The organism is Polaribacter sp. Hel_I_88, from assembly GCF_000687935.1.
GTDB lineage: Bacteria > Bacteroidota > Bacteroidia > Flavobacteriales > Flavobacteriaceae > Polaribacter.
On sequence record NZ_JHZZ01000001.1, the window covers coordinates 1141072 to 1166151 of the forward strand.

The 25080-nt window shown below is 29.9% G+C and carries 26 protein-coding genes; 2 read left to right on the forward strand and 24 right to left on the reverse strand.

The features are described 5' to 3' along the window. The first annotated feature begins 55 nt into the window (after positions 1-55). The gene (locus P161_RS19880; RefSeq protein WP_026775079.1) at positions 56-1411 is read left to right on the forward strand and encodes a transposase; all 1356 of its coding nucleotides are present in this window, start codon (positions 56-58) and stop codon (positions 1409-1411) included. Between the two features lie 226 nt (positions 1412-1637). On the opposite strand, the gene P161_RS0105070 is transcribed toward P161_RS19880, so the two are convergent. The 23 genes from P161_RS0105070 to P161_RS0105185 all read right to left on the reverse strand — a co-directional run bounded on the left by P161_RS0105070 (position 1638) and on the right by P161_RS0105185 (position 23433). After that, positions 1638-2618, reverse strand: coding sequence for an acyl-ACP desaturase (locus P161_RS0105070; RefSeq protein ID WP_026775965.1), 981 nt, complete (start codon positions 2616-2618; stop codon positions 1638-1640). Between the two features lie 7 nt (positions 2619-2625). Further along, complete coding sequence (locus P161_RS0105075; protein ID WP_026775966.1) at positions 2626-3354, reverse strand: 1-acyl-sn-glycerol-3-phosphate acyltransferase; 729 nt, start codon at positions 3352-3354, stop codon at positions 2626-2628. 3 nt (positions 3355-3357) lie between these two features. After that, positions 3358-3780 carry a hypothetical protein gene (locus tag P161_RS0105080; protein ID WP_026775967.1) on the reverse strand — a complete coding sequence of 141 codons (423 nt, stop codon included), beginning with the start codon at positions 3778-3780 and terminating at the stop codon, positions 3358-3360. 110 nt (positions 3781-3890) lie between these two features. Beyond that, positions 3891-5516: a hypothetical protein gene (locus P161_RS0105085; protein WP_026775968.1), complete on the reverse strand. Its 1626-nt coding sequence runs from the start codon at positions 5514-5516 to the stop codon at positions 3891-3893. A 12-nt stretch (positions 5517-5528) separates the two neighbouring features. After that, complete coding sequence (locus P161_RS0105090) at positions 5529-8063, reverse strand: TonB-dependent receptor (protein WP_026775969.1); 2535 nt, start codon at positions 8061-8063, stop codon at positions 5529-5531. A gap of 220 nt (positions 8064-8283) precedes the next feature. Further along, the gene (gene pgi, locus P161_RS0105095) at positions 8284-9849 is read right to left on the reverse strand and encodes a glucose-6-phosphate isomerase (protein ID WP_026775970.1); all 1566 of its coding nucleotides are present in this window, start codon (positions 9847-9849) and stop codon (positions 8284-8286) included. A gap of 3 nt (positions 9850-9852) precedes the next feature. Continuing rightward, the gene (locus tag P161_RS0105100; protein ID WP_231494702.1) at positions 9853-11124 is read right to left on the reverse strand and encodes a peptidoglycan DD-metalloendopeptidase family protein; all 1272 of its coding nucleotides are present in this window, start codon (positions 11122-11124) and stop codon (positions 9853-9855) included. A gap of 102 nt (positions 11125-11226) precedes the next feature. Then, on the reverse strand, positions 11227-11997 hold the full coding sequence (locus P161_RS0105105; RefSeq protein ID WP_026775972.1) for a DUF3108 domain-containing protein: 771 nt from the start codon (positions 11995-11997) through the stop codon (positions 11227-11229). A 186-nt stretch (positions 11998-12183) separates the two neighbouring features. Further along, complete coding sequence (locus tag P161_RS0105110) at positions 12184-13101, reverse strand: tryptophan 2,3-dioxygenase family protein (RefSeq protein WP_026775973.1); 918 nt, start codon at positions 13099-13101, stop codon at positions 12184-12186. A 372-nt stretch (positions 13102-13473) separates the two neighbouring features. Continuing rightward, complete coding sequence (gene hppD / locus P161_RS0105115) at positions 13474-14637, reverse strand: 4-hydroxyphenylpyruvate dioxygenase (protein ID WP_026775974.1); 1164 nt, start codon at positions 14635-14637, stop codon at positions 13474-13476. 47 nt (positions 14638-14684) lie between these two features. Then, complete coding sequence (locus P161_RS0105120) at positions 14685-15044, reverse strand: four helix bundle protein (RefSeq protein ID WP_026775975.1); 360 nt, start codon at positions 15042-15044, stop codon at positions 14685-14687. A 53-nt stretch (positions 15045-15097) separates the two neighbouring features. Then, on the reverse strand, positions 15098-16255 hold the full coding sequence (locus P161_RS0105125; protein WP_026775976.1) for a homogentisate 1,2-dioxygenase: 1158 nt from the start codon (positions 16253-16255) through the stop codon (positions 15098-15100). Positions 16256-16555: 300 nt separating this feature from the next. Continuing rightward, positions 16556-17248 (reverse strand): hypothetical protein, encoded by a 693-nt coding sequence (locus P161_RS0105130; RefSeq protein ID WP_026775977.1) that lies wholly within the window; start codon positions 17246-17248, stop codon positions 16556-16558. 85 nt (positions 17249-17333) lie between these two features. Beyond that, on the reverse strand, positions 17334-17840 hold the full coding sequence (locus tag P161_RS0105135; RefSeq protein WP_026775978.1) for a ferritin: 507 nt from the start codon (positions 17838-17840) through the stop codon (positions 17334-17336). A gap of 97 nt (positions 17841-17937) precedes the next feature. Beyond that, complete coding sequence (locus tag P161_RS0105145) at positions 17938-18225, reverse strand: hypothetical protein (protein WP_026775979.1); 288 nt, start codon at positions 18223-18225, stop codon at positions 17938-17940. 77 nt (positions 18226-18302) lie between these two features. Beyond that, positions 18303-18647 carry a hypothetical protein gene (locus P161_RS0105150; protein ID WP_026775980.1) on the reverse strand — a complete coding sequence of 115 codons (345 nt, stop codon included), beginning with the start codon at positions 18645-18647 and terminating at the stop codon, positions 18303-18305. Between the two features lie 2 nt (positions 18648-18649). Further along, positions 18650-18967, reverse strand: coding sequence for a hypothetical protein (locus P161_RS0105155; protein WP_026775981.1), 318 nt, complete (start codon positions 18965-18967; stop codon positions 18650-18652). A gap of 146 nt (positions 18968-19113) precedes the next feature. After that, a complete protein-coding gene (locus P161_RS0105160; RefSeq protein WP_026775982.1) occupies positions 19114-20169 on the reverse strand; it encodes an NAD(P)/FAD-dependent oxidoreductase in 1056 nt (351 codons plus the stop codon). Between the two features lie 193 nt (positions 20170-20362). After that, positions 20363-20599, reverse strand: coding sequence for a NifU family protein (locus P161_RS0105165; protein ID WP_026775983.1), 237 nt, complete (start codon positions 20597-20599; stop codon positions 20363-20365). 3 nt (positions 20600-20602) lie between these two features. After that, positions 20603-21742 (reverse strand): Mrp/NBP35 family ATP-binding protein, encoded by a 1140-nt coding sequence (locus tag P161_RS0105170; RefSeq protein ID WP_026775984.1) that lies wholly within the window; start codon positions 21740-21742, stop codon positions 20603-20605. Positions 21743-21994: 252 nt separating this feature from the next. After that, the gene (locus P161_RS0105175; RefSeq protein WP_026775985.1) at positions 21995-22327 is read right to left on the reverse strand and encodes an MGMT family protein; all 333 of its coding nucleotides are present in this window, start codon (positions 22325-22327) and stop codon (positions 21995-21997) included. Between the two features lie 194 nt (positions 22328-22521). Continuing rightward, positions 22522-23202 (reverse strand): tRNA (guanosine(46)-N7)-methyltransferase TrmB, encoded by a 681-nt coding sequence (gene trmB / locus P161_RS0105180; RefSeq protein ID WP_026775986.1) that lies wholly within the window; start codon positions 23200-23202, stop codon positions 22522-22524. Between the two features lie 9 nt (positions 23203-23211). Further along, entirely contained in the window at positions 23212-23433 is a 222-nt protein-coding gene (locus P161_RS0105185; RefSeq protein ID WP_026775987.1) for a hypothetical protein, read from the reverse strand. A 42-nt stretch (positions 23434-23475) separates the two neighbouring features. Between P161_RS0105185 and P161_RS18070 the strand changes: the two genes are divergently transcribed. Beyond that, positions 23476-24405, forward strand: coding sequence for a DUF6427 family protein (locus P161_RS18070; protein ID WP_036841257.1), 930 nt, complete (start codon positions 23476-23478; stop codon positions 24403-24405). Here the strand turns inward: P161_RS18070 and upp are convergent. Next, positions 24400-25053, reverse strand: coding sequence for a uracil phosphoribosyltransferase (gene upp / locus P161_RS0105200; RefSeq protein ID WP_026775989.1), 654 nt, complete (start codon positions 25051-25053; stop codon positions 24400-24402). The genes P161_RS18070 and upp overlap by 6 nt on opposite strands. Positions 25054-25080 lie beyond the last annotated feature (27 nt).

The window sequence follows — 25080 nt, forward strand, 5'->3', positions numbered from 1 at the left end:
AAACCCCGTAAATAGGCAAAAAGCCTAAAAAACGGGGTTTTTCTTTTTTACAAATATGAAAATACGAAGAATTTCTGACTTCCAGTACTCTTTTTCTTTTTTATCCTCTACAGAGGAATTAGAAAAATTCAAAGCACGTTTTTTAATGTCTGATTTAGGTAAAATTTACAGTGCAATTCCTTGGAAAAATTTAGTCAAATCATTTAAAATTACAGAAGCTATCAAAGGACCAGACTGTATTTTTAGCCCTCAAGGAAAATTAGGTTTAATGTTTTTAAAACATTATGCTTGTTGTTCTGATAAGCGTTTGATTGAGCAGTTGAATTCCAATTATAATTATCAGTTTTTTTGTGGTATTTATTTAGGATTTGATACCCTTGAAAACTATAAAATAGTGAGTCAAATACGTTGCGAATTAGCTGCTGATTTAAACATTAGTTCAACAGAAAAAATACTATTTAATTATTGGAGTAAATATATTGATGAACAAGAAAAAGCAACAACAGATGCCACTTGTTATGAGAGTGAAGTTCGCTATCCAACAGATCAAAAACTATTGAAAGAATCTGTTGACTGGTGCTATAAACAAATGAAGATAATTTGTAAATCTTTAGGTGTAAAACTTCCTAGAACCAAATACTTGAAATGGTCAAAAAGATATGTTGGTTATAGTAAAATGCGAAGAAAAACAACAAAGAAAAGAACCTCCATAACAAGAGCTTTTTTAAAACTATTACGCAAATTATTAGCGGAGATTAAAACTCTTGAAAAACAACATTATTTTACAATGCCAAATCGTTTTTATAAAACACTAAATACAGTAAAAAAAATATTCTCACAACAGTATTTACTGTTTGAGAAAGGAGAAAAACCAAAGAATAGAATCGTAAGCATAAGCAAAGATTACTTACGTCCAATAGTGAGAGGAAAAGAGATAAAAAAAGTAGAATTTGGGGCAAAAGTAAACAAACTTCAAATTGATGGAATTAACTTTATACAGAAAATAAGTTTTGATAACTTTAATGAAGGGACACAATTTAAAAATACAGTTTATAAGGCACAAGGATTAACCAATAGGAAAATTAAAATACTTGGTGCAGATGCTATTTATGCAACGAATAAGAACAGAGTTTTTGCAACTTCAAACCATATACAAACAGACTTCAAACCTAAAGGAAGACCTTCAAAGCATCATAAAGAGCAAAAAAAGCTCAAAAAAATGATTACCAAAGAAAGAGCTTCTAGATTAGAGGGGGGTTTTGGTAAAGAAAAGGAACATTATCATCTAAAAAAGATAAAAGCGAAAACCAAACCAACAGAAATACTTTGGATATTCTTTGGTATTCATACTGCAAATTGCCTTGAAATTGGCAGAAGAATGCAAAATCAAATTTTACAAAAAGTAGCCTAAATTTTTAAAATAAAAATTAAAAACACAGGATAACTATGCAATAAGGTTACTGCGAAACATAAAAAAGGTATATAAATTAAAAAAGTGATAGAAAATTATAATTTTCTATCACTTTTTTAAAATAATTTTCAAAAAATTAAACTACTTCTGAAAGTGCCTAACTATTCAACGATTTTAAATAGTTAGGAACTTTTTTAATATTATTATTTTAATGTGTAACTTTTAATTATGCAGGTAACATCCATTTGAACTGAAATTGTGTATCAGGCACTTTAATTCTTTCTGTAATTCGATACATTCTATCTGGCAATTTCATTAAATAATCTCTTGCTTTTTCTGCTTCTGGTGTGAGATTTGTAATTTTATCTATTTCCCAAGTTTCTGTTAGTTTCTTTAAAATATCAACATAATCAAAACCAGTATAAACACCTATTCTTTGTGCTACTGTAGAGAAATCATCAAACAAACTCCCTTTTTCTCCAAAAGATTCTCTTAAATGCATAGCTGGCATCACAATTTTATGTTTCATCATATGTTGAAAAGCCAACATCATTTCAGAAGCATCAATTTTAAAAATTTCTTTTACAAAATGTGCATATGCTTGGTGATGGCGCATTTCATCTCCTGCAATAATTTTAGACATTTTAGCCAATGCTTTGTGCCCTTTTTTTCTTGCGATTTTTGCTACATTATTGTGAGAGACATAAGTTGCCAATTCTTGGAAACTAGTGTATACAAAGTTTTTATATGGATCTGTAGATGTACCAATATCAAAACCGTCTGCAATTAAATGCTGGGTAGAAATTTCTACTTCACGCATATTTACACGTCCAGATAAATACAAATATTTGTTTAAAACATCTCCATGTCTGTTTTCTTCAGCTGTCCAAGTTCTTACCCATTTTGCCCAGCTATTATCTGGATCTTGACAAACTCCATCTAAATCTAACAACCAAGATTCGTAAGTTGGTAAAGCTTCTTCTGTGATTGTATCACCAACTAAAACTACCCAAAAATCATCATGTAATTCTTTAGACAGCTCTCTAATCTCCTCAACTTCTGTAATAAAAGAGTCTTTTTGAGAATTAGGCAAAAAATCTGTTGGTTGCCATATTTTTTCTGCTGGTATTAAATAAGTATCCATAAAGTGTTGCATCTTTTTTTCTAAAGTTAGCATCACTTCTTTTCGTACATTTTTTATAGACATAATTTTTTTATTTTATATGTTCTTTAATAATTGTTTCTGTTTTTTCTAAAAGCTCCGTAAATGGCAAAGAATCTATTTTAATAGGTTCATGAGTGGTAATTGTAATTGGGCTTCCTATACCAAGTGGATATTTACCATACTTAAAAACTTTCCAAGAGTTATTTATTGTTAACGGAACAACATAACCATCTTTGTTAAATTTCGTTATTATTTTTAATCCATTTACAGCAAATTTTTTTGGCTCTCCTGTTCTACTTCTTGTACCTTCAGGAAAAATTGCTGCTCCCCAGTTATTTTTATGTATTCTTTTAGAAAATTCTATTAATTCTCCTATCGCTTGTTTTGGATCTTTTCTATTGATAAGAGCTGCTCCACCTTTCTTTAAATTGTAAGAAATACTTGGTATTCCTTTGCCTAGTTCGATTTTTGATACAAATTTTGGATGGTGCTTTCTAAAATACCAACCTATTGGAGGAATATCAAAAGTTGCCTGATGATTCGACACAAAAATTAACGAGCAATTTTCTGGTAATTTATGTTTGTTTTTAAGTTTTACAGTTACACCTATTAATAACATAGATCTCATTAAACATAAATTTAAAGCTGCTACTACTTTTGCGTGCCCTTTATGACCAAATAAATTAAATGCCAACCACTGAAATGGATGAAAAATAACCAACAGTAATACGAATACAAATACAAATATTGGTGAAAGTAAATAGCTTATTATCTTCATATGTTATATCCAATTATTCCAGGGAATTCTTGACAAAATAACCACCAAACCTAATCCATAAAATATTGCAAACATTTTAAACTTTGCAGTATCAGTTGTTTTCTTTTTGTGTTTAGACCAACCAATAGTTATTAAAACAATGGCTATAATCATCATTAAAGGATGTTCTATTGCTAATAGTCTAACCTCTTTGGTTTTCATCACTGTTGCAGCATCTGTGGTTAATAACTCGAACCAAGGAGACATAAAGTACCAAACAATACCAATTAGTAATTGAATATGGGTTGCTATTAATGCAAACAAACCAATTCTTAAATCTTTATCTGTAAATTGTTTTTTTTGTGTGAAACCGATTATTGCATTCACTACTGCAAAAATTAAGATTAAAAGGACTAAATATGCCCAGTATGAGTGTACTTCTTTCATAATATAGATTGCGTTTTTGCTTTAAACAAAGTTACTAATTTTTATGCATAAAAAAACCACTGTTTCTGATGTTTCAGAAACAGTGGTTTTAAAAATTATAGTAAATTATCTTATTGAAGAACGTAATCTGATCCTTCTAAAATAACATTTAAAGTTAATTCTCCACGAGAACCATCAAAGAATGCATAGGTTACAGCATATTTTTGACCTTGTTCAGAATTAGGGAAATTGTTCTTTAAGATGGTATTGATCTTAGCAAGACGCTTTTCTACTGTGTCTTCATCTCTTCCTTCTCTTAAATCGAAGTTATTAAATCTACCATTACCAACCAATGCATAATCTGCATTTGTTAATGTATATTTAATTGTATTATCTGGCACCCAAGTTGTTCCATTATGACCAAATTTTAAAGATGTATTGATAACAGTTGGAATAGGATTCCATACAGTACCATCGTATACAAAATTGGTATTTCTTGTTGAAACACTTCCACTAAAGAAATCATACTGAACTGCAACAAAATCTTCTGCTCCTGCAAATGGATATAGTTGTTTTAAATAAATAGCTATTTTACGTTCTGTTTCAGCAACATCTCCACTAAAGTTTCTAAAACGACTACTACCTCCTAATAATTCATATTCTTCTGGAGTAAACGTTATTGGTGCATTCCACTCATCAGTAAGAGTAAATCTCATAGTATTCTCTACCAAAGCAAACGTGTATATTGCATAAACTTTAACATCAAAAATGTTATAGTTAGTCCCATCAAACTGAAGAATCATTGTTAAAATTGGTCTATTAACTCCATCAAAAGTATCATAGGTAATTACGTAAAATTCTCCTGCAACTGCATCTGGATAATTGTTTAATAAGATAGTCTCAATTTTTTCTCTTCTAACTTCTACATCAGCCTCAGGACTAGAATCTCTTATATCAAAATTATCATACTGACCATTACCTATTAATTCATAATCTTCATCTTGCAATGTATAGGTAGTAGTAAGTGCTGGGTCTGTAGGGTTTTCTTCTAATTGAACTAATAATTCTAAGTCTACAGTAGATCCATCAAAAGCTTCGTAAGTAACTCTATATTTTGTACCAAATTCTGCATCAGGAAAATTATTCAATAAAATTGTTTGAATTTTAGTTCTTCTTACTTCTAAATCTTCTTCAGCTCTACCTGCTCTGATATCAAAGTTGTCAAAACGTCCATTACCAACTAAATCATAATCTTCATCATTTAATGTATACTCAAGTATTGTTGGTTCTGTTTTATATGTTAAATCGATAACAGTTCCTTGTTCTTCACTTGGAAATTTTAAATCAAATAAAGCATTAAAATCACTACTATTATTTAAACTTGTTAAATCTAAAGCAGTGTAATCTGCATCTGTAACTGTATATGAATCAAATTTAATAGGACTAAATAACTTATAAGTTACTAATGCTGATGAAGATTGATTAATTTCTCCATTTGGTAAATAAGTTACACCTAATTGTGGATACGTATCAGATAAGAAACCTGGAATTAGGTTTCTTGCATCTTCATTAGAACTAAAGTTACCAAAACTTAAATCTAGAGTTTCATAATCTTCATCCGTTAAAGTAAGTACTAAATCGTCTACAAGTTTATCATTTTCTGTTAAAGCATCTACTTCTGATATAACATCCTCTAGAGGATTACATGAAGTAAATACAAAAGCTGTAATTGCTAATAAATAAAATATTTTTTTCATCTTTATGTATTTTTAAAATTTAATTTTTGCTCCAACACTAAATGTTCTTCCAAAGCCGTAATAAACTGCAGCTGTAGCAGCATTAGAACCTGTACCATCTTGCGCATCTGATATGTAAGTAGTATCGAAAACGTTGTTAACTCTTGCTATAATTGATGCGTCAAAACCTGCAAAATCAAATTTGTGTCTTAATGCAGTGTCAAATAAATGAAACGCTGGAACCTCCCAAGTGTTTGGTCCTACAGATCCTCTATCACTTGGATCATAATCTGCAAATAAATCTGCAGCATAATTATAATCTATCGTAAAAGTTGTTTCTGGTAAAACATCATAATTAACACCTAATGCAAATGTAGTTTGTGCAGCATCACCTACTTTAAGATCTTTGATAAATAAATTTACTGTTTCGATAACTTGATTATTTTCATCAAAAATTTGAACATTTTCCAAATTATTAGCCCATCTCCAGTCTCCTAAAGAAGCCATACCTGTAAACTTTAATTTATCTGATGCTCTAAATGTTGTTTCTAATTCTAAACCTTGGTGAATTGCATTTACACCTAATATGTTTGCAAATCCAAGTGTACCATCTTGTTGTTGGAAACCTAAGCTCTCAGATCTATCATTCCAAAGTGTTCTGTATGCATTAAAATTAGCAGTAAACTTTTCAGTTCTAAATTTATATCCTAATTCAAAACTTGTAATTTTTTGATTTGGTGCATCACCATTAACATCTACGTTATTTCTGTTAGAGAAAACAGCATTAAAAAACGGAGCTCTTTCAAAATAACCAATATTACCAAATACACTATGAGACTGGTCTATATTATAATTAAGACCTCCTTTAGCTCCATAACCAACAAAGTTATATTTATCTGAGGTTTGTAAAGGATCGCTATCTAAATACAAGAAACGATCTACTCTTTGATACATAGTATTTGAAACGTTAACAGAAACGAATGCAGAAATATCATTTACAGAATATTCTAATTGAGCAAATCCTCCTAACCAGTCTACTAAACCATCATTGTCATATAAAATTTTATCGCCAACTTGTGCTAAATTGGTTGGATTATTTACGTTGCTATCATCTGCAAAATACTGACCACCTAAAAGGTCTGTAACTTCTGTAAAGTGAATACCTGTATACCCTCTATAATCTAAACCTGTTAAAAAAGTTAGATTTTCATTTAAATCTGACTTTAAAGTTGATAAGATACCATACCAATTATGGTCATTTCTAGAAGCTCTTAAGATTGTTTCAGAACCACTTGTTCCGTTTGCAATGTTTTCATCAACAATTTTATCAAAATTAATAGTCCCAAATTGCCCATTTCTGTAATTTTGGTCGTTTATTCCGAACTTGTTAACTCCAGACCAACCACCTCCACCACCACTTCCGAAAGAAACGTATGCTGCAGTAGAAATAAATGTTCTATCACTTAAATTCCAATAATGATTTAAAGAAATTTGTGGTTTATGGTAAAAGTTGTCTTCAGAATTTGTTTCTTGACCATCTTTATAACCCCAGTCAGAATTGTATTTTCTTCCTCTTTCACTTTCTCTAAAAGTAGAAATTCTTTGTCTGTTTTGTCTTTGACCATGTTGTTGTTTTGCACCAAAAGCGGTTAAAGATAACTTGTGTTCATCGTTAAATTCTTTGGTAACATTTAAAAAATAGTTAAATCCTGTAAATGAAGTACCATCTACATAACCATCTCCACTAACTGTTGCAGCCATTGCAGTAACAGCAACTCCATTATCCATTAAACCTGTAGAATACATAAAGCCAAATTTATTGAAACCGTCGTTTGCTACATCATAAGTAACATTACCACCTTCATCAACATCAGAAGTTTTAGTCATAATATTAATAGTACCACCAATAGAAGGTACAGCAACTTTAGAAGCTCCTAAACCTCTTTGAACCTGCATTGCACTTGTAACGTCTCCTAAACCAGCCCAGTTAGACCAGAATACACGACCATTTTCCATATCATTAACAGGAACTCCGTTAATCATAACAGCAACGTTTTCTGAGTTAAAACCACGTAAGTTAATACGACCATCTCCATAACCACCACCTTGTTTTGTAGCGTAAACTCCTGGAGTTGACTTTAAAATTTCAGGAAACTCTTGCGTTCCTAATTTAAACTCAATCTCTTCTGCTCTAATTGTAGAAACTGCCACTGGCGTTTTTCTATCAATAGCAAAAGAATTTGAAACCAATACAATTTCATCTAAACTGTTGTCTTCGTCTAATTTAATAGAGCCCAAATTTGAATTTGCAGCAGAAAAAGTAACTTGTTTCGACTTGAAACCAATAAAAGAAATTACTAATGTTCCAGAAGGTGATTTTGCTGTTAAGCTAAATTTACCATCAAAGTCTGCAGAAACTCCATTTTGAGTTCCTTTTTCTAAAACACTTGCGCCAGGTAAAGGCTGATTTGTTCCATCAACAATAGTACCTGTAATTTTAGTTTGTCCTAAAACAGTAGCTGTTATAAAAAACATGGCTACAAATAATAAGTTTTTAAAATTTTTCATTATTAAATTTTATGTTATTAAATTTTCCACAAAAGTCCTTTTTTTGCAGGTTTGGTATGTTAACTTAATGTTAAGTTTTAACAAGAAATTAAGATGCGTAAATGTATTAAAATATACTTGTACACACTAAATATCAAACATTTAAATATTAACAATATTGTTAACAAAGAATTAGGTTTTTATTAACAAATAAATTTTAATAAGAATTTTTATTGAAATACTAAGCTTTTAGCAATTTCTTAGCAAGTTCTTTACCTAGTTCTACACCAAACTGATCATAACTATAAATGTTCCATAAAATACCCTGAGTATATATTTTATGTTCATAAAGGGCAACTAGCTTTCCTAGAGATTTTGGAGTAAGTTTATCAAAAAGAATAGCGTTACTTGGCCTATTGCCTTCAAAAACTTTAAAAGGTAACAATTGATTAATTTTTTCTTTATCACCAGAAAATTGAAGTTCTAAATGAACTTCTTCTTTTGTTTTACCAAAAGCTAAAGCTTCCATTTGGCCATAATAATTTGCCATTAATTTTTTATGATGATCTGTTAAACCATATAAAGACTCCTTATAACCAATAAAATCTGCAGGAATTAATTTTGTGCCTTGATGCACCAATTGCATAAATGCATGTTGCATATTTGTACCTGTACTTCCCCAAACAATGGTTCCTGTTTGGTAGTCTACTTTATCTCCATTTCTATCGACACCTTTTCCATTACTTTCCATAATAGCTTGCTGTAAATAACTTGGCAATTTCGATAAATATTGAGAATATGGTAAAACAGCTTCAGATTCTGCACCGTAAAAATTGTTATACCAAATGCTTAATAATGCTAAGATTACTGGAATATTTTTTGTAAAGTCTGTATTTCTGTAATGCAAATCCATTTCTTCTGCACCATCTAATAAAGCTCTATAATTAGTAAAACCTACAGATAAACTTATTGATAAACCAACTGCAGACCATAATGAAAAACGACCACCAACCCAGTTCCACATTGGGAAAACGTTATTTTTATCGATACCAAAATTATCAACAGCTTCTAAGTTTGTAGAAACTGCCACAAAGTGTTTTGGAATGTCAAAAATAGTAGCCGATTTTAAAAACCAATTTTTTATAGTTTCTGCATTTGTAATGGTTTCTTGTGTTGTAAAAGTTTTAGATACAATTACAAAAAGTGTTGTTTCTGGGTTTAATGTTTTTATGATTTCAGAAACATGATCTCCATCTATATTAGAAACAAAATGTGTATTTAGATGATTTTTGTAAAATTTTAAAGATTCTACAATCATATCTGGTCCAAGATCTGAACCTCCAATCCCTATATTTACAACATCTGTAATAGATTTACCTGTATAGCCTTTCCATTTTCCAGAAATAACTTTGTTCGAGAAACTTTTAATTTTTCTTAATGCAGTTTGTATTTGTGGTTTTATGTTTTTTCCGTTTACCAAAACTGGATCATCAGAAGTACTTCTTAAAGCAGTATGTAAAACCTCTCTACCTTCTGTTACATTAATAATTTCTCCAGAAAACTGCTTTTCGATTGCATCTTTTAAATAAACTTCGTTTGCTAAATCAACTAATAAATCTATGGTTTCTTTTGTGATTCTATTTTTAGAGAAATCAACCAATAAATCATCAAACTCTAAAGAAAAATCTTGTTTTCTATTATCATCTTTAAATAAATCTTTTATGTTGATGTTTTTATTCTCCTCAAAATGATTCGTTAATGCTGCCCAAGCATTTGTAGTGGTTGGATTGATATTTTTTAAAGCCATAGTTTAGTTTTGCGCTACAATTTCTGTAACTTTTTCTGGTTGTTTTACTGGAATTCTCTTATAATCAAGTTGATATTTTAATGGCTTTATAAAATCGAAAAAAATTGGTTTTACGTCTTTTGCCATTGGTTTTGCTGCTGGCAATTTTTCTTTAAAAGGATCTACTTCCCTTCCGTTTTTCCAAAAACGATAGCAAACATGTGGCCCACCAGTATTTCCTGTCATGCCAACCCAACCAATAATATCTCCTTGTTTTACAAAATCTCCTTTTTTTACATTCTGATTTTGCATATGTAAATATTGGGTAGAATAAGTATTATTATGTTTAATTTTTACAAATTTTCCATTTCCACCTCTTCTTGTAGATTCTACTACAGTTCCATTTGCTGTAGAAATAATTGGAGTTCCTAATCTTGCAGCAAAATCGGTTCCTCTATGAGGTCTTACTCTGTTTCCATAATAAGCAATTCTTCTTTTTAAATTATATCTTGATGAAACTCGATATTGAAATTTTATTGGTGCTTTCAAAAACTGACTTCGTAACATCTTCCCTTTATCATCATAATATTCATGAATGTTTAAAGTAGAATCTGCTAAAAAACGAAATGCATATAAGTCCTCTCCTTTATGCCTAAAAACTGCTGATTTTACTTTTCCATATCCTGCAAAAGTAGAATCTTCAATAAATTTCTCTTCGTACACGAATTTAAACGTATCACCTTTTTGAAGTTTATAAAAATCTAGAGTCCACGCATAAATATCTGCAATTGTCCAAGTTAAATTTGTACTTAACCCTAAACTATCCATAGTAGCAGAAAGACTAGAATTAATTACACCTGCTATTTCTTTTTCCACAACTTTAATTGGTTTTTTATATAATGTTGCAGTAATCGTAGAATCTTTAAAATCTAAAATTGTAGCATTGATTTTATCATGTTTATAAATAAAAATTTGTGCTTGTTGTGTGGAGTCTTTACTTGCTAAAATAGTATATGGCTTGCCTGCTCTAACTCGCCTAACATCAAAAACTTCTTTTACAGAAGTTGCGATTTCGTTTATCTTCGGATACATTACATGATGTTTGTCTAAAATAGCACCAAAACTATCGCCACTTTTTATAGTATCTTGAATAACATTAAAGTCATCAAGATTATAACCATACCTAATTTCAGGTATTGGCTCTACCTTTTCAGGAACAATAATGGGCTTAGCTTCTTCTTTTTTACAAGAAGTGAAAGACATAACAAATGCTAGAAGAATTAGTGCTTTTTTCAAGAAAATTGTACTATTTTAAGATCGGTTTCAAAAGTACAAATAAAATTGATTTATAAAGGATCTAATAAATAGAAGTTGCTAAAACAGTTTCGTTAAAATTTTCTAAATTTTTTCAAAGGAGTTTGCCAATCCTTTATACGCTTCTAATTCTGCTCTTAAAGAACCAACAGATAAAGAAGCTTGCATTTTAATTGGTATTTTATTGGCATCATCTGTAATCCATATAGTTACACTTTCTTCTTCTTTAAAAATTCTACCTGACTGAACTAAAGGTCTAAATATTAAAGTATTAACCTTACCAAATTTTGTTCTTAAAACCTCTCTTCCTAAAAATCGAAGTTTAAAAGGATATACTTGAGCATCCAAAAACATATCCAAAGCTACTTCATCTCCTTTTTTGAAGTCTTTGGTTTCTATATTTCTTAAATAATAGAAAGATGACATCATATCTTGCACTTTTGTAAAGGCTACTGAGGTATCTTTTTGATTTGTAAAATCTTGAATGTAAGCTTGCTGGGATTGATAATTAAAAGAAGTTATTCTATGTTTTTTATAACCACCTTCGTTAATTTTTCTTTTAAACAAATAAGGCTTTACGTTGTCTTTATCAAAATAGGATTCATAAACATCATCTACTTCAAAAAACCACTTAATCATTCCAGAAGTCCAACCTGTTCCTTTAGCATGCAATACCTTTCTTCCCTGATATTCTGTTTCATCAACCTCTAAAATTGCAGTTCCAGCTCTTAAAAAACCACTGTAACTCATTTTATAGCGAAGCCATTCCCCACTCTTAAAAGCTGATTTTTTTTCTTGTCCAGAAATAGAAAATGTACTTACAAAAAGTAAAAAAATTAGAATATTTTTTTTCATAGTTATCAAACTTATAAAAAACTATTGACAATTACCATTCCAAAAACAGAAAATGCTTTTCTCAAAACTTTATAATGAGTAATTTAACGTTTCTTTAATGTTTACATTTAGCTTAAAAAGAGCATTAAATTCTAAAAATGAAAAATTTTTCTTTCGATTAAAACTAAATTGAACGTACGATTTAATTTAAAATGTTCCCCAATTTTTTAATTCTTCTTCGCTCCATAAATACGGATAAAAAATTCTTCTTTGGTATTTTGGGTGCATATATTTTCGCCAATTACTACCTCCAGTTGCTTTGAGTTCAGAATCACTACCTCCAATATATTTTGCTGCTGCATTGTAGTGAGCCATTACCCACTTTACGTTCACAGTATAATCATAATGACGCATTGCCTTTATTAAATCTGGATCTTGTTGAGTTTCTTTTGGTAATTGTTTAAATTTAAGTGATAAATTAATATCATTATAATCTTCCATAAAATCGATAAACTCACCTAAATATTTTTTCTCAAATAAATTTAATAACGTTGATTTTTGCCCAGTTGTATAATTTTTACCAGCAGCTTGCCAATATAAATGATTGTATGCGTTTTTAAATGATGAATTTCGATCTATTTTATCTCTAAAACGTGCATCAATTAAATTGATTAATTCTGTAGATGCAAACTCAATTTTACGATATTGTGCTGATTGAAAACCACTTGCAGGCGTTAAAGTGTTTCTAAATTTTAAATATTGCTCTTTTTCCATGCCATCTGCCATCACATTAAAAGAACTGCAAAGCATATCAAAATATCTACTAATTCTATTTAAGTGCGTCGAAAATTTATCCGAAGAAACTTCTATTGTTTTTGCAACTTGATCAATTTCCCACAAAATCATTTTAAATAACAACTCGTTTACCTGATGATACATGATAAATACCATTTCATCTGGCTGATCTGTTCTTTGCGTTTGCAGACCTAAAAGTGAATCTGTTTGAATATAATCCCAATACGTAATTGGTGTGCTGTGCAATAAACCCTCTAACATTGCATCAACAGGAACACCTAATTTATCGTACTTTTCTTCAATTGCTTTTAGTATTTCGTCTCTTTCCATTACTTTTTAGAATCAGGATATTTTTTAGAACCAAGAAACAAGATGTTTTTGATTTTGAATGCAATTTACTACAATAATTGAAATTTAGTTGTGCATTGTTGATGAAGAATTTGTTAATTCCAAATATAGCGTACAATAGATTTAATTACTAAAGCTAAACAAAAAATTAAAAAAGTATGTACAAAAAATCTTAGAATAGGTTTTTCTTTAGTTCATTTTTCAACTAATTGAAGTGATACTTTTAGTGACCTATTCATTATTTTTCTGATTAGTTTTACTAAAATAAAGTAAAAATAGAAACTTAAAATACCTACAAGGTTTTTGAAACCTTGCAGGATAACTGTAAACTGCAACTAAAAACTGGACACTGTTTTAAAGTGTTCCTCTTTTTGCTTGTTCTCTTTCTATAGACTCAAACAGGGCTTTAAAGTTTCCTGCTCCAAAACCTCTTGCTCCCATTCTTTGAATAATTTCAAAAAATAAGGTTGGTCTATCCTCAACTGGTTTTGTGAAAATTTGCAATAAATAGCCTTCTTCATCTGCATCTATCATTATTCCTAACCCCTTTAGTTTTTCGATGTCTTCTCTTAATTCATGACTAAAAGTTTCTAATCTTCCTGGAACTGATTTGTAATATTCATCTGGTGGTGTTGATAAAAATTCGATTCCATTTGCTTTTAATTGCGATACTGTTTTTATGATATCATCAGTTGCCATAGCAATATGCTGCACTCCTGCTCCTTCATAAAAATCTAAATATTCTTCAATTTGAGAACGCTTTTTTCCTTCTGCTGGTTCGTTAATCGGGAATTTAATTCGCCCATTTCCATTGGACATTACTTTACTCATTAATGCCGAATATTCTGTATGAATCTGCTTGTCATCAAAAGATAAAAAGTTAACAAAACCCATAACATCTTCATAGAATTTTACCCAAGTATTCATTTGATTCCAACCCACATTACCAACCATATGATCTATGTATTTTAAGCCTGATGTTGGTGGATTATAATCTGATTCCCATTTTTTAAATCCTGGTAAAAATGCACCTTTGTAATTTTTACGTTCTACAAACATGTGCACAGTTTCTCCATACGTATAGATTCCTGCTCTTACTACTTCACCAAATTCGTCTTTTTCAACAGTTGGTTCCATGTACGATTTTGCGCCACGTTTTGTGGTTTCTTCATACGATTTTCTGGCATCTTCCACCCAAAGTGCAACCACTTTTACTCCATCTCCATGTTTTACAATATGATCGTTTATGGGTGATTTGCTATTTAATGGCGTTGTTAAAATAATTTTGATTTTATCTTGCGTTAACACATAACTTACAGAATCTTTTGCGCCAGTTTCTAAACCTCTATATGCGTAAGATTGAAACCCGAAAGCTGTTTTGTAGAAATGTGCGGATTGTTTTGCATTACCGACATAAAATTCTACATAATCTGTACCTAATAATGGAAGGAAATCTTGAGCTCCTTCAAATATTTTTTCTAATCCGTAATTAACTGACTTTATATCTTTTTTACTCATCTTTATCTTTATTGAAGAAAGAAAAGAGAAACAAGAAAAGAGACTTTTTATAGCTTATTTTGAAAGCCCATTGTCATCTTTTGGAATTCTTGAATCTTTAATTCAATCTTTGTTAATTGTTCTTTTGTTATATAACTTCGTTTAAAAGCTATTATTAATTGTGTTTCAAGCTCGAATGAAGAACCAAGGGAAATATCTAAAAAATGTGAAAATGATTTATCAGTTCTTGATGAACCTTCTGCAACATTACTTGGAATAGAAACCGAACATCTGCTAATTTGAGAGATTAAACCAAACCTTTCTTCTTTTGGAAAATCTTCAATAATAGCATAAACATTATCTACAATATCGATACCAATTTGCCAAATTTTCAAATTCTTGTAATTATGTCTTTTTCTCTTTTCCATTTTTCTAGTTTTCAAAGATTTCTCTCTTCTTTACTCTTTTTTCTCTCCTCTAATTACTCCAACCAACTCTTATAATAATCTTCATCCGCAATTTTCATGGCTTCTTCTGTAACTTGCAAAGGTTTAAAAGTATCTACCATAACTGCTAATTCTTCGGTTTTGGTTTTGCCAATACTTTTTTCTGCAGTCCCTGGATGTGGACCATGAGGAATGCCTGCTGGGTGCAAAGAAATATGTCCTTGATCTATATCGTTTCTGCTCATAAAATCGCCATCTACATAGTACAAAACTTCGTCTGAATCGATATTACTATGACTATAAGGAGCAGGAATTGACAGTGGATGATAATCGTACATTCTTGGTACAAAACTGCAAATTACAAACGCATTTGTTTCAAAAGTTTGATGCACAGGTGGTGGTTGATGAATTCTACCAGTAATTGGTTCAAAATCATGAATTGAAAACGCATACGGATAATTATAACCATCATAACCAACTACATCAAAAGGATGAGAAGCGTAGGTCATTTCTATAATTTCGCCTTGCTTTTTTACTTTGATTAAGAAATCTCCTAACTCATTATTGGTTTCTAACTCGTAAGGTCTTCTTAAATCTCGCTCGCAAAATGGCGAATGCTCCAACAACTGACCAAAATAATTTCTATATCTTTTTGGTGTATAAACAGGGCTGTAAGATTCAACAATAAAAAGGCGGTTATTTTCATCATCAAAATCTAGTTTGTAAATTATTCCACGTGGAATTACCAAATAATCTCCATATTTAAAATCTAAATTTCCAAGATGTGTTCTTAATTTTCCTGATCCTTTATGTATAAAAATTACCTCATCTGCATCTGAGTTTTTATAAAAATAAGATGTTGTTGATTTTTTTGGTGCTGATAAAATTATGTTACAATCCGAATTTGTTAAAACGATTTTTCTACTTTCTAAATAATCGTTTTCAGGCGGAACTTGAAATCCGATAAACTTATAAGACTGAATGTTATTTGCTTTGGCAATTTTTGGCTTTACAGAATATTGTTTCCCAATATTTTTGACCATGGTTGGTCTGTATTCGTGATAAGAATTGGTAGACATTCCATCAAAACCAATAGTACCAAACAATTGTTCGTAATATAGACTCCCGTCTTTTTTACGAAATTGTGTGTGTCTTTTTGGTGGGATTTTCCCTAATTTATGATAAAAAGGCATAAAATGTGTTTAATTGTTGAACTGTTAAATCGTTTAATTGTTTCCTGAATTATAAAACTTGTTGATGAGATTCTGAAACAAGTTCAGAATGACAAACTTATTCGGAAATAGAAAATACTATTCTGGATTTCGTTTTATTAAAAACTTTAGATGTATTAATAAGTCTTGAAACATTTCAATCGATTTCGTGATAAAAACAAAGATACAAAAAGTGATTCACAAATATTCATTGAAAATTTTTTGCATAAAAAAACCGAAACATTAGAGTTTCGGTTTTTAAAACTAATAAATATTAATTACTTAAATTGAGTTTAAATAGTTTACTATTTTTAACAAATCTTCCCTATTCTTTACATTTAAATTATTTCTTTTCATAAAGTCTTTTACGTTATTAGGTTTGTTTTGTAAAAAAGAGAAAAAATCTTCGTTTTTAGAAGGAACTTCAACAATTTCTTTATCAATCTTTATATATAATTTATCGCTCTTTCTTATAAAATTCGGTTCTATGCTTTTGTCGTAAGACGATGTTTGTTTTTTTCCTTTCTTGAATTCAACAATTTTTCTTACCAATAATTTTACATTTCTATCGTCCAATACTTCAAAATACTTCAGTTTTCCATTGAAATTAACAACTTGAAAGTAACTAGAAGAGTTTTTAAAGTATATTTTTTGACCAATTTCTTTTTCTAATGTAAATACTTTATCATCTTTCTCAAACTCCATTTCATCTGTAAAAATATTATACTTCACTTTAAACAACTCTGAATTACCATCTATTTTTGCTGATAAATAATCTGGAGATAAATACATTTTTGGTGCAATGCTATTTAGTATTTCAGAAGTATTCACATCTTTAAATGATGTCGATGATTGTGATTGTCCTGGTGCCAAAGCTGGAAAATAAAAAGGGCTACCTGAAGAATAGTATTGAGAAAAAATTGTTGTGGCTAAACAAATAAAAATAATGGTTAAATTTGTAGATAATGTTTTCATAATTTTAAATTTAATTAGTTATTATTAAAAAAAGTATGATTTATAAATAACAAAAATTGTACCAAAGTAAAAAATTTAATTAAGATTATTCTGTTGGTAATCTTTCATCAATCATTTTTAATGGCATTCCTTCCATTAAATCAAAAATATCTATGATGCTTCTAACAGTATCTTCTTCTTCTACTTGCTCGTTTACAAACCATTGCAAGAAAACCTCTGATGCAAAATCATCTGTATTTCTAGCTTTCTTAAAACATTTATAAATAGATTGTGTTACTTGTATTTCTTGATCTAACGATTTTTCATAGATTTCTCTTAAACCTTCAAATTCGTTATTTACATGAGGAATTGCTGGCGAAATTGCTGCTCCACCTGCATCGTTTACAAAGTTAAAAATTTTCATTCCATGTTCTCTTTCCTCTTCTGCTTGCTTATAAAAAAATGCTTTACTATTTACCAATTCTCTTTGGTCGCACCAAGAAGCCATTGCTAAATAAGATGCAGATGCGTGCATTTCTAATGCTATTTGTTCGTTTAACAAATCCATAACATCAGTGTTAATGGTCATTTGTCTTCTTATGGCTGTTTTCATATTTTCTAATGTTTATAATACAAAGATACAGGAAAATAAGGTTGATTTTGAATTGAAAACAAGATTTAAAGACAGTCTAAATAAAGATATTCGTGTTTTAGAAATCAGAAAAACAGTAGGCTAACTCTTCTTTTAAATCTAATAATTTCGGAACTTCTAAAAACACCAAGTGTTTTTTATCAGCAATAAACAGCAACACAAAATTTTCATTTTCGATGATGTTTTCTAAATTTTCTGTGGATGTTAAAATATTTACTTTATTTCTCAATTGAAGTACTTGTGGAAAAGTAAGTGTCATAATTTTGTCATCTATCTTTAATTGATAGTTGCAAAAAGTATGTTTTGTAAGCTGAATATTGAAAGTTACGTCACTTAATATTTCCATACCGCAAATTTAATTATTATTTAGAATAAATAAAAACAATAATCTATAAAAATTTGCTCTTTTATTAATAAAAAAAATTAAACAAAGTGTTCAACTCCAAATAACTGATATAAAGGAGTAAATACAACAATTGCAATCATTACAAATACTATTATTTTTGTGAAGTTTGATGTAGTTTTTTCTGCTACAATAAAGTTTGAATCTAAATTATTAGATTGTAGTAATATATCTTTTGATTGATAAATTGGAGCATCAATCTCTGATTTTGGAGTATTACTTTTCGGGATTTTGTTGTAATAAAGAAGTAAAATTGATATTAATACAAATGACCCTAAAAAAAACATTAATAAATCATAAAACGATAATGATTTAGTACCAAAATCACCACATAATATTTCTAATAAGCTATTTGTTTCTGACATAATTAATTTATAAAATCACTAAAAGGTTTTATCACAAAAACAATTATTAAAGAATAAATAATAATTTTTGAGGAAATTGACAATGATTTTTGAGAAAATAATAAACCATCATTGTTATTAATTGATTCTATTAAAAAATCTTTTGATTGATAAATTGGGTTATCAAGTTCTAGCTTTTGATTATTATTTCTTGGAATTTTATTGTAATAAAATATCAAGATTGATATTGTAAAAAAAGAACCTAAAGCAAAAACAATTAAAGCTTCTAAATCTAAACCATATTCGTAAGGAAAAAAATGTATTGTGTTTAAAGCTATCATAATTCTAATTTTCAACTAAAATAAGAAAATAAATCAAAAGACCTGACAGGTTTTAAAAACCTGTCAGGTCTGAATAACAATTTTAAACTTATCATTATTAAACCTCAAAGGGTTTGAAACCCTTTGAGGGTTCTCGTATCTTAAATTTACTCAATCTTTTTAACCACAGCTTTTGGTGCTTCTTTTCTTGTTCCGTCAAAACCATCTACGCCACCAACAGTTGTGTATTTCATTACATACTTTTTATCTGGAAAAATACGTTGGTATGCACTTTGACACATTAAAGTAGCTTCGTGAAAACCACAAAGAATTAGCTTTAATTTTCCTGGATAGGTATTTACATCGCCAATTGCGTAAATACCTGGAATATTTGTTTGATAATCTAAAGCGTTATTTACTTTAATGGCATTTTTTTCTATTTCTAATCCCCAATCTGCAATCGGTCCTAATTTAGGTGATAAACCAAAAAGCGGAATAAAATGATCGGTTTCAATGGTAAAAGGTTCTTCTCCTTTTTGTACCACTGAAACACCTTCTACTTTATCAGTTCCAACAATTCCTTTTACTTCTGCAGGAGTAATCATGGTAATTTTACCTGCATTTTTTAATTCTTGCACTTTATCTACAGAGTCTAAAGCGCCTCTAAATTCGTTTCTTCTATGAATTAAAGTTACTGATGAAGCAACATCTGTTAAAAATATTGCCCAATCTAAAGCTGAATCTCCACCTCCAGAAATCACAACTTTTTTATCTCTGTAAAATTCTGGATCACGAATAATATATTCAACACCTTTATCTTCAAAATCTGCGATATTTGGTATTGGTGGTTTTCTTGGTTCAAAAGAACCTAAACCTCCTGCAATTGCCACAATTTTTGCGTGATGTTTTGTGCCTTTGTTAGTCGTTACAATAAAGGTTTCATCTTCTTGTTTTTCGATAGTGTCTGCACGTTCTCCTAATGTAAAACCTGGTTCAAATTGTTTAATTTGTTCCATTAATTTATCAGTTAAATCTCCCGCCAAAATTTCTGGATACGCAGGAATATCGTAAATAGGTTTTTTGGGATATATTTCTGAACATTGACCTCCTGCTTGTGGTAAAGCATCTATTAAATGACAACGAAGTTTTAATAACCCTGCTTCAAAAACGGTAAATAATCCAGTTGGTCCTGCACCAATAATTAAGATATCTGTTGTAATCATTTTTTTATTTTTTAAAACCTTACAAGTTTTTATGCTTGTAAGGTTTTTTTTTAAAATTCTCTTGATTGCGTTAGGGATTGTAGTGACATCCTTTTTTGTTTTTCTCAAAAAAGATATAACGAAAAGCCCGACCTTTTTAGGGAACGCCCAAAACTATCATTTTATAATAGCTTAAAGACTTTTTCTCTTCAGCTTACGCCACGTTTATAACTTCTTGTATTTGTGGTGCGTATTTTTTTATGGTTGCTTCTACTCCGTTTTTCAACGTCATTTGGTTTACAGAACACCCCATACAAGCACCCTCTAACTGCACTTTTACAATAGCATCTTCTATGGAAAGTAATTTAATATTACCTCCATCGCTCACTAAAAAAGGGCGAATTTCTTCTAACGCTTTTTCTACATTATCATGTGTTTCTTGTGCTGTCATAATTTATTTTTTAACTGCGCTACAACCGCTCATTGTTGTAATTCTTACAACTTCGGTTGGTGGTAAGTTTTCATTTCTTTTTAATAACTCAGCAAGCATTTCTTTAGTAATATCATTAAAAGATTTTTCTAAAACTGTACCTTCTTGTAATGCTACAGGATGCCCAACATCTCCAGCTTCTCTAATACTTTGTACCAAAGGAATTTCGCCTAAAAACTTTGTTTTAATATCTTCTGCCAAGTTTTTTGCACCATCTTTTCCGAAAATGTAGTATTTATTTTCAGGCAATTCTTCTGGTGTAAAATATGCCATATTTTCGATAATTCCTAAAACTGGTACTTTGATGCTATCTTGTTGAAACATAGCAACTCCTTTTTTAGCATCTGCCAACGCAATATTTTGTGGTGTAGAAACTACAACTGCACCGTTTATTGGTAAGGCTTGTACAATTGATAAATGTACATCTCCAGTTCCTGGAGGCAAATCAATTAAAAGAAAATCTAATTCGCCCCAATCTGCGTCAAAAATTAATTGTTTTAAGGCTTTAGATGCCATTGGTCCACGCCAAATTACAGCTTGATCTGGATTTGTAAAAAAACCTAAAGACAATAATTTGACTCCATAATTTTCTATGGGTTTCATTTTTGAACGCCCATCAACATTAACAGAAAGTGGCCTAGACTTTTCAACATCGAACATGATGTGTTGTGATGGTCCATAAACGTCAGCATCTAAAACTCCTACACTAAAACCCATTTTTGACAATGTAATAGCAAGGTTAGATGTGATTGTAGATTTACCAACACCACCTTTACCAGAGGCAATTGCGATGATATTTTTTATATTCGGAATTTCTTGACCTCGAATTAAATTAGGGTCTTCTTTTGCAGCTGGTTTTTCTACTTTTAAATTGATTTTTACCTCAATTTTTGCATCAACATTGGTTTGGATCGCCTTTGTAATTTCAGCCTCAATTTTCTTTTTTGCCTGTAAAGTTGGATTACTGATGGTAACATCTACGTTTACTTCATCTCCAAAAATTACTACATTTTTAACATTATTACCTTCTATTAAACTTTTTCCTTCTCCAGGAGCTGTAATAGTTTCTAATGCTTTGTATATATCTTGTTTATTAAAACTCATTTGTTTTGCTATTTGCTTTTAGCTCTTGAGCTAATAGCATTATTTTTATTTAATCTCGATTACAAAGATACGTTTTAACAATAAGAAAATAAAGCTAATAAATTGTGAATATTTATGGTTTGATAAGTGGAAATTATAGACTATAATTTTAGTAAATAGTGAGTATTTTTTTAGACACGAATTTCACAAATTTCTCTAATTATATTTTATAATTTTCGATAAATTGAGAAATAATAAAATAAAGATTTTAAACTAAAGTTCTTCAGAAGGATTCCAATAAACTTTGTCTAGCTCTTGAATTTGGTTATCAATCACAACAATGCCTTCATTTTCTAATAATTGTTGCATTAAATTTGTGCCATCAAAATGATGTTTCCCTGTTAGCAAACCTTTTTTATTGACAACTCTGTGCGCAGGAACTTCCTCTTTTTGAGTGTGAGAATTATTCATGGCCCAGCCTACCATTCTTGCAGATTTTGCGGCTCCTAAATACGCACCAATGGCTCCATAGCTTGTAACTCTACCAAAGGGAATTTTACGTGCAACTTGATACACTTTCTCGAAAAAATTATCGGAATCTTTCATTTTAGGAAGGTAAAGATTATTTTAAAATATTTTACACAGAGATTCACAGAAAAAAAACATCAATAAAGAATATACAAAATTTATAACTTAAAAATCACTTCGACAAGCTCAGTGTGACATTTTGAGTTTTAACCGAAATTGTGTAAGATTTTTTCTTCCTGAAACCTGCATTTAGAGCAGACGAAATGGAAAAGTTAAGAGGGGCTATACTTTAATCGAAATTGAATATATGTAATTGGCTTATTAACTTCTAAATATTGGTTTTCGTAAAAAGTCTGAGTTTCTGTAACTTCTTTTGGAGCGCCTTCATTTTTATATACATTATGGTTTGCATATAAAATTTCATGACCTTCTCCATGCAATAACCCTAAAGTATAACCGTGCATAAATTCAGAATCTGTTTTTAAGTTCATAATACCATCTTCTTTTAAAATAGTGTGGTATTTTTTCATAAAACTAGCATTCGTCATTCTATGTTTTGTACGCTGAAATTTTATTTGCGGATCTGGAAATGTTATCCAAATTTCTGAAACTTCATTTTTTGCAAAAATAAAATCAACCAACTCAATTTGCGTTCTTACAAAGGCTACATTTGGTAAATTTTCTTCAGTAGCCGTTTTTGCACCTCGCCAAAAACGAGCACCTTTTATATCAATGCCTATATAGTTTTTGTTGGGGTTTTTTCTAGCCAAAGCAATTGTATATTCGCCTTTTCCACAACCCAATTCAACAATAATAGGATTATCGTTTTCAAAAAAAGAATACCATTTACCTTTTAAAGAAAAGTTAGTAATAACTTCTTCTCTAGTAGGCTGAATGACATTTTTGAACGTTTCATTTTCTTCGAAACGTTTTAATTTATTTTTACTTCCCAAATCGTAAAATTAGGCTCTATCTTCTGTTCCTTCGTCTACGAATCTTTTAGATTCTTTCATCCAGTAAGCGAATAAAACTAAAAGAACTAGTAAAAAACCAAAATTTGGAATGTTAGAAATCCACCAACCTGCATCTGCAGTAGCTATTTGTAGTCGCAACCACTCAAAAGGCAGGAACAAAATATCTGTGAACAAACTACCAATCCATTTAAAAATATTGCTTGCTATCATAACTTAATTATCTTTACAGTTGCAAAAATAACAAAAGAAACAATGCTAGCCAATTTTTTAAACAAATCTAAACCAATCAATTTTATTGGTTTGCTTATTTTATTTTTTATAGGCTTTCTATTTAGCGTTTTTTCTACCTTTTTTGCAGAGACTTTTAATGGCGATTTGTTTATTAAAAGTGTTGTTTTATTATTGCTTTTTATGCTTGTTTTTTTCGTGTATAATTTTATCATCAGTAAAAATAAATTAACGCACGACAATTCTTATGCTTACTTCTTTTTTACACTATTAACATTGTGTTTTTTGCAGGAACTATTAGAATATCGAGTTTTAATTTTAGCAACTATTTATCTTTTGTTTATCCGAAAATTATATAGTTTACGCTCTTCTAAAAAAGTTTTAGAAAAGCTTTTTGATAGTGGTTTTTGGTTGGGCATTTTATGTATTTTAGAACCACTAACTATTATTTTATTTTTATTAATTTATATAGCTAGCTATTTGCATAAAAAAATTACAATACACACTTTATTAGTGCCTATTATTGGTTTTATAACACCTATTTTTCTTTATTTTACGTATTTCTTTTGGTTTGATAGAACAGAGGAGTTTACCAACAATTTCAATTTTAACATTTATTTTGACGCTCAATTTTACACAGAGTCAAAATTTTATTGGGTGTTTAGTTGTCTATTAATTTTTACAATAATATCCATTTTCTTTAAATCGATTGGAGCATTATCCGTAAATAATACGTTTCGTAAAAATTGGATTTTAATAATCACTAATTTTTCACTCTTACTAACATTCTTATTATGTATTCCTGAAAAAACCGGGGCTGAAGTAATTTATATTTTATTTCCTATTTCCATAATTTTAGCAAATGGCGTGGAACTTATCAGTAAAAAAATACTAAAAAATATTGTTTTGTATTTCTTTTTAATCTGCGCAATTTCAGTTTGTGTTTTGTTATAATTTTTGACCAAAAGCTAAATCTCCAGCATCTCCTAAACCAGGTATAATATAGCCTTTTTCGTTTAAAGAATCATCAATAGTAGCAATCCATAAATGGGTATTTTCAGGAAAATGTTCTGCCACAAAATCTACACCTTCTTTTGCACCAATAACAGCTAAAATATGAATGTCTTTTGGAATTCCTTGTTTTTTAATAGCCTCGTAAACAGCCACTAAACTTTGCCCAGTTGCCAACATTGGGTCTGCTAATAACAAAGTTTTATTTTCAATTTCTGGTGATGCAAAGTATTCTACCACAATTTCAAATTCTTGGTCATTATTTGGGTGATGTCTGTAAGCTGAAATAAACGCATTTTCTGCTTTGTCAAAATAGTTTAAAAGTCCTTGGTGCAAAGGCAAACCAGCTCTTAAAATGGAACATAAAACCAAATCGTTTGTTGGTAATTGTACCTCTTTATTTCCTAATGGAGTTGTTACATCAACCTTATTATATGAAAGTGTTTTGCTTAATTCGTAGCTTAAAATTTCTCCTATTCTTTCGATATTTCTTCTAAAACGTAAAGAATCTTTTTGGATATTTTTATCTCTTATTTCTGATAAAAAAGTGTTTAAAACTGAATTATTTTCTGCTATGTGATGAATTGTCATTGTGTAAGAATTTTATCAAACTTACAA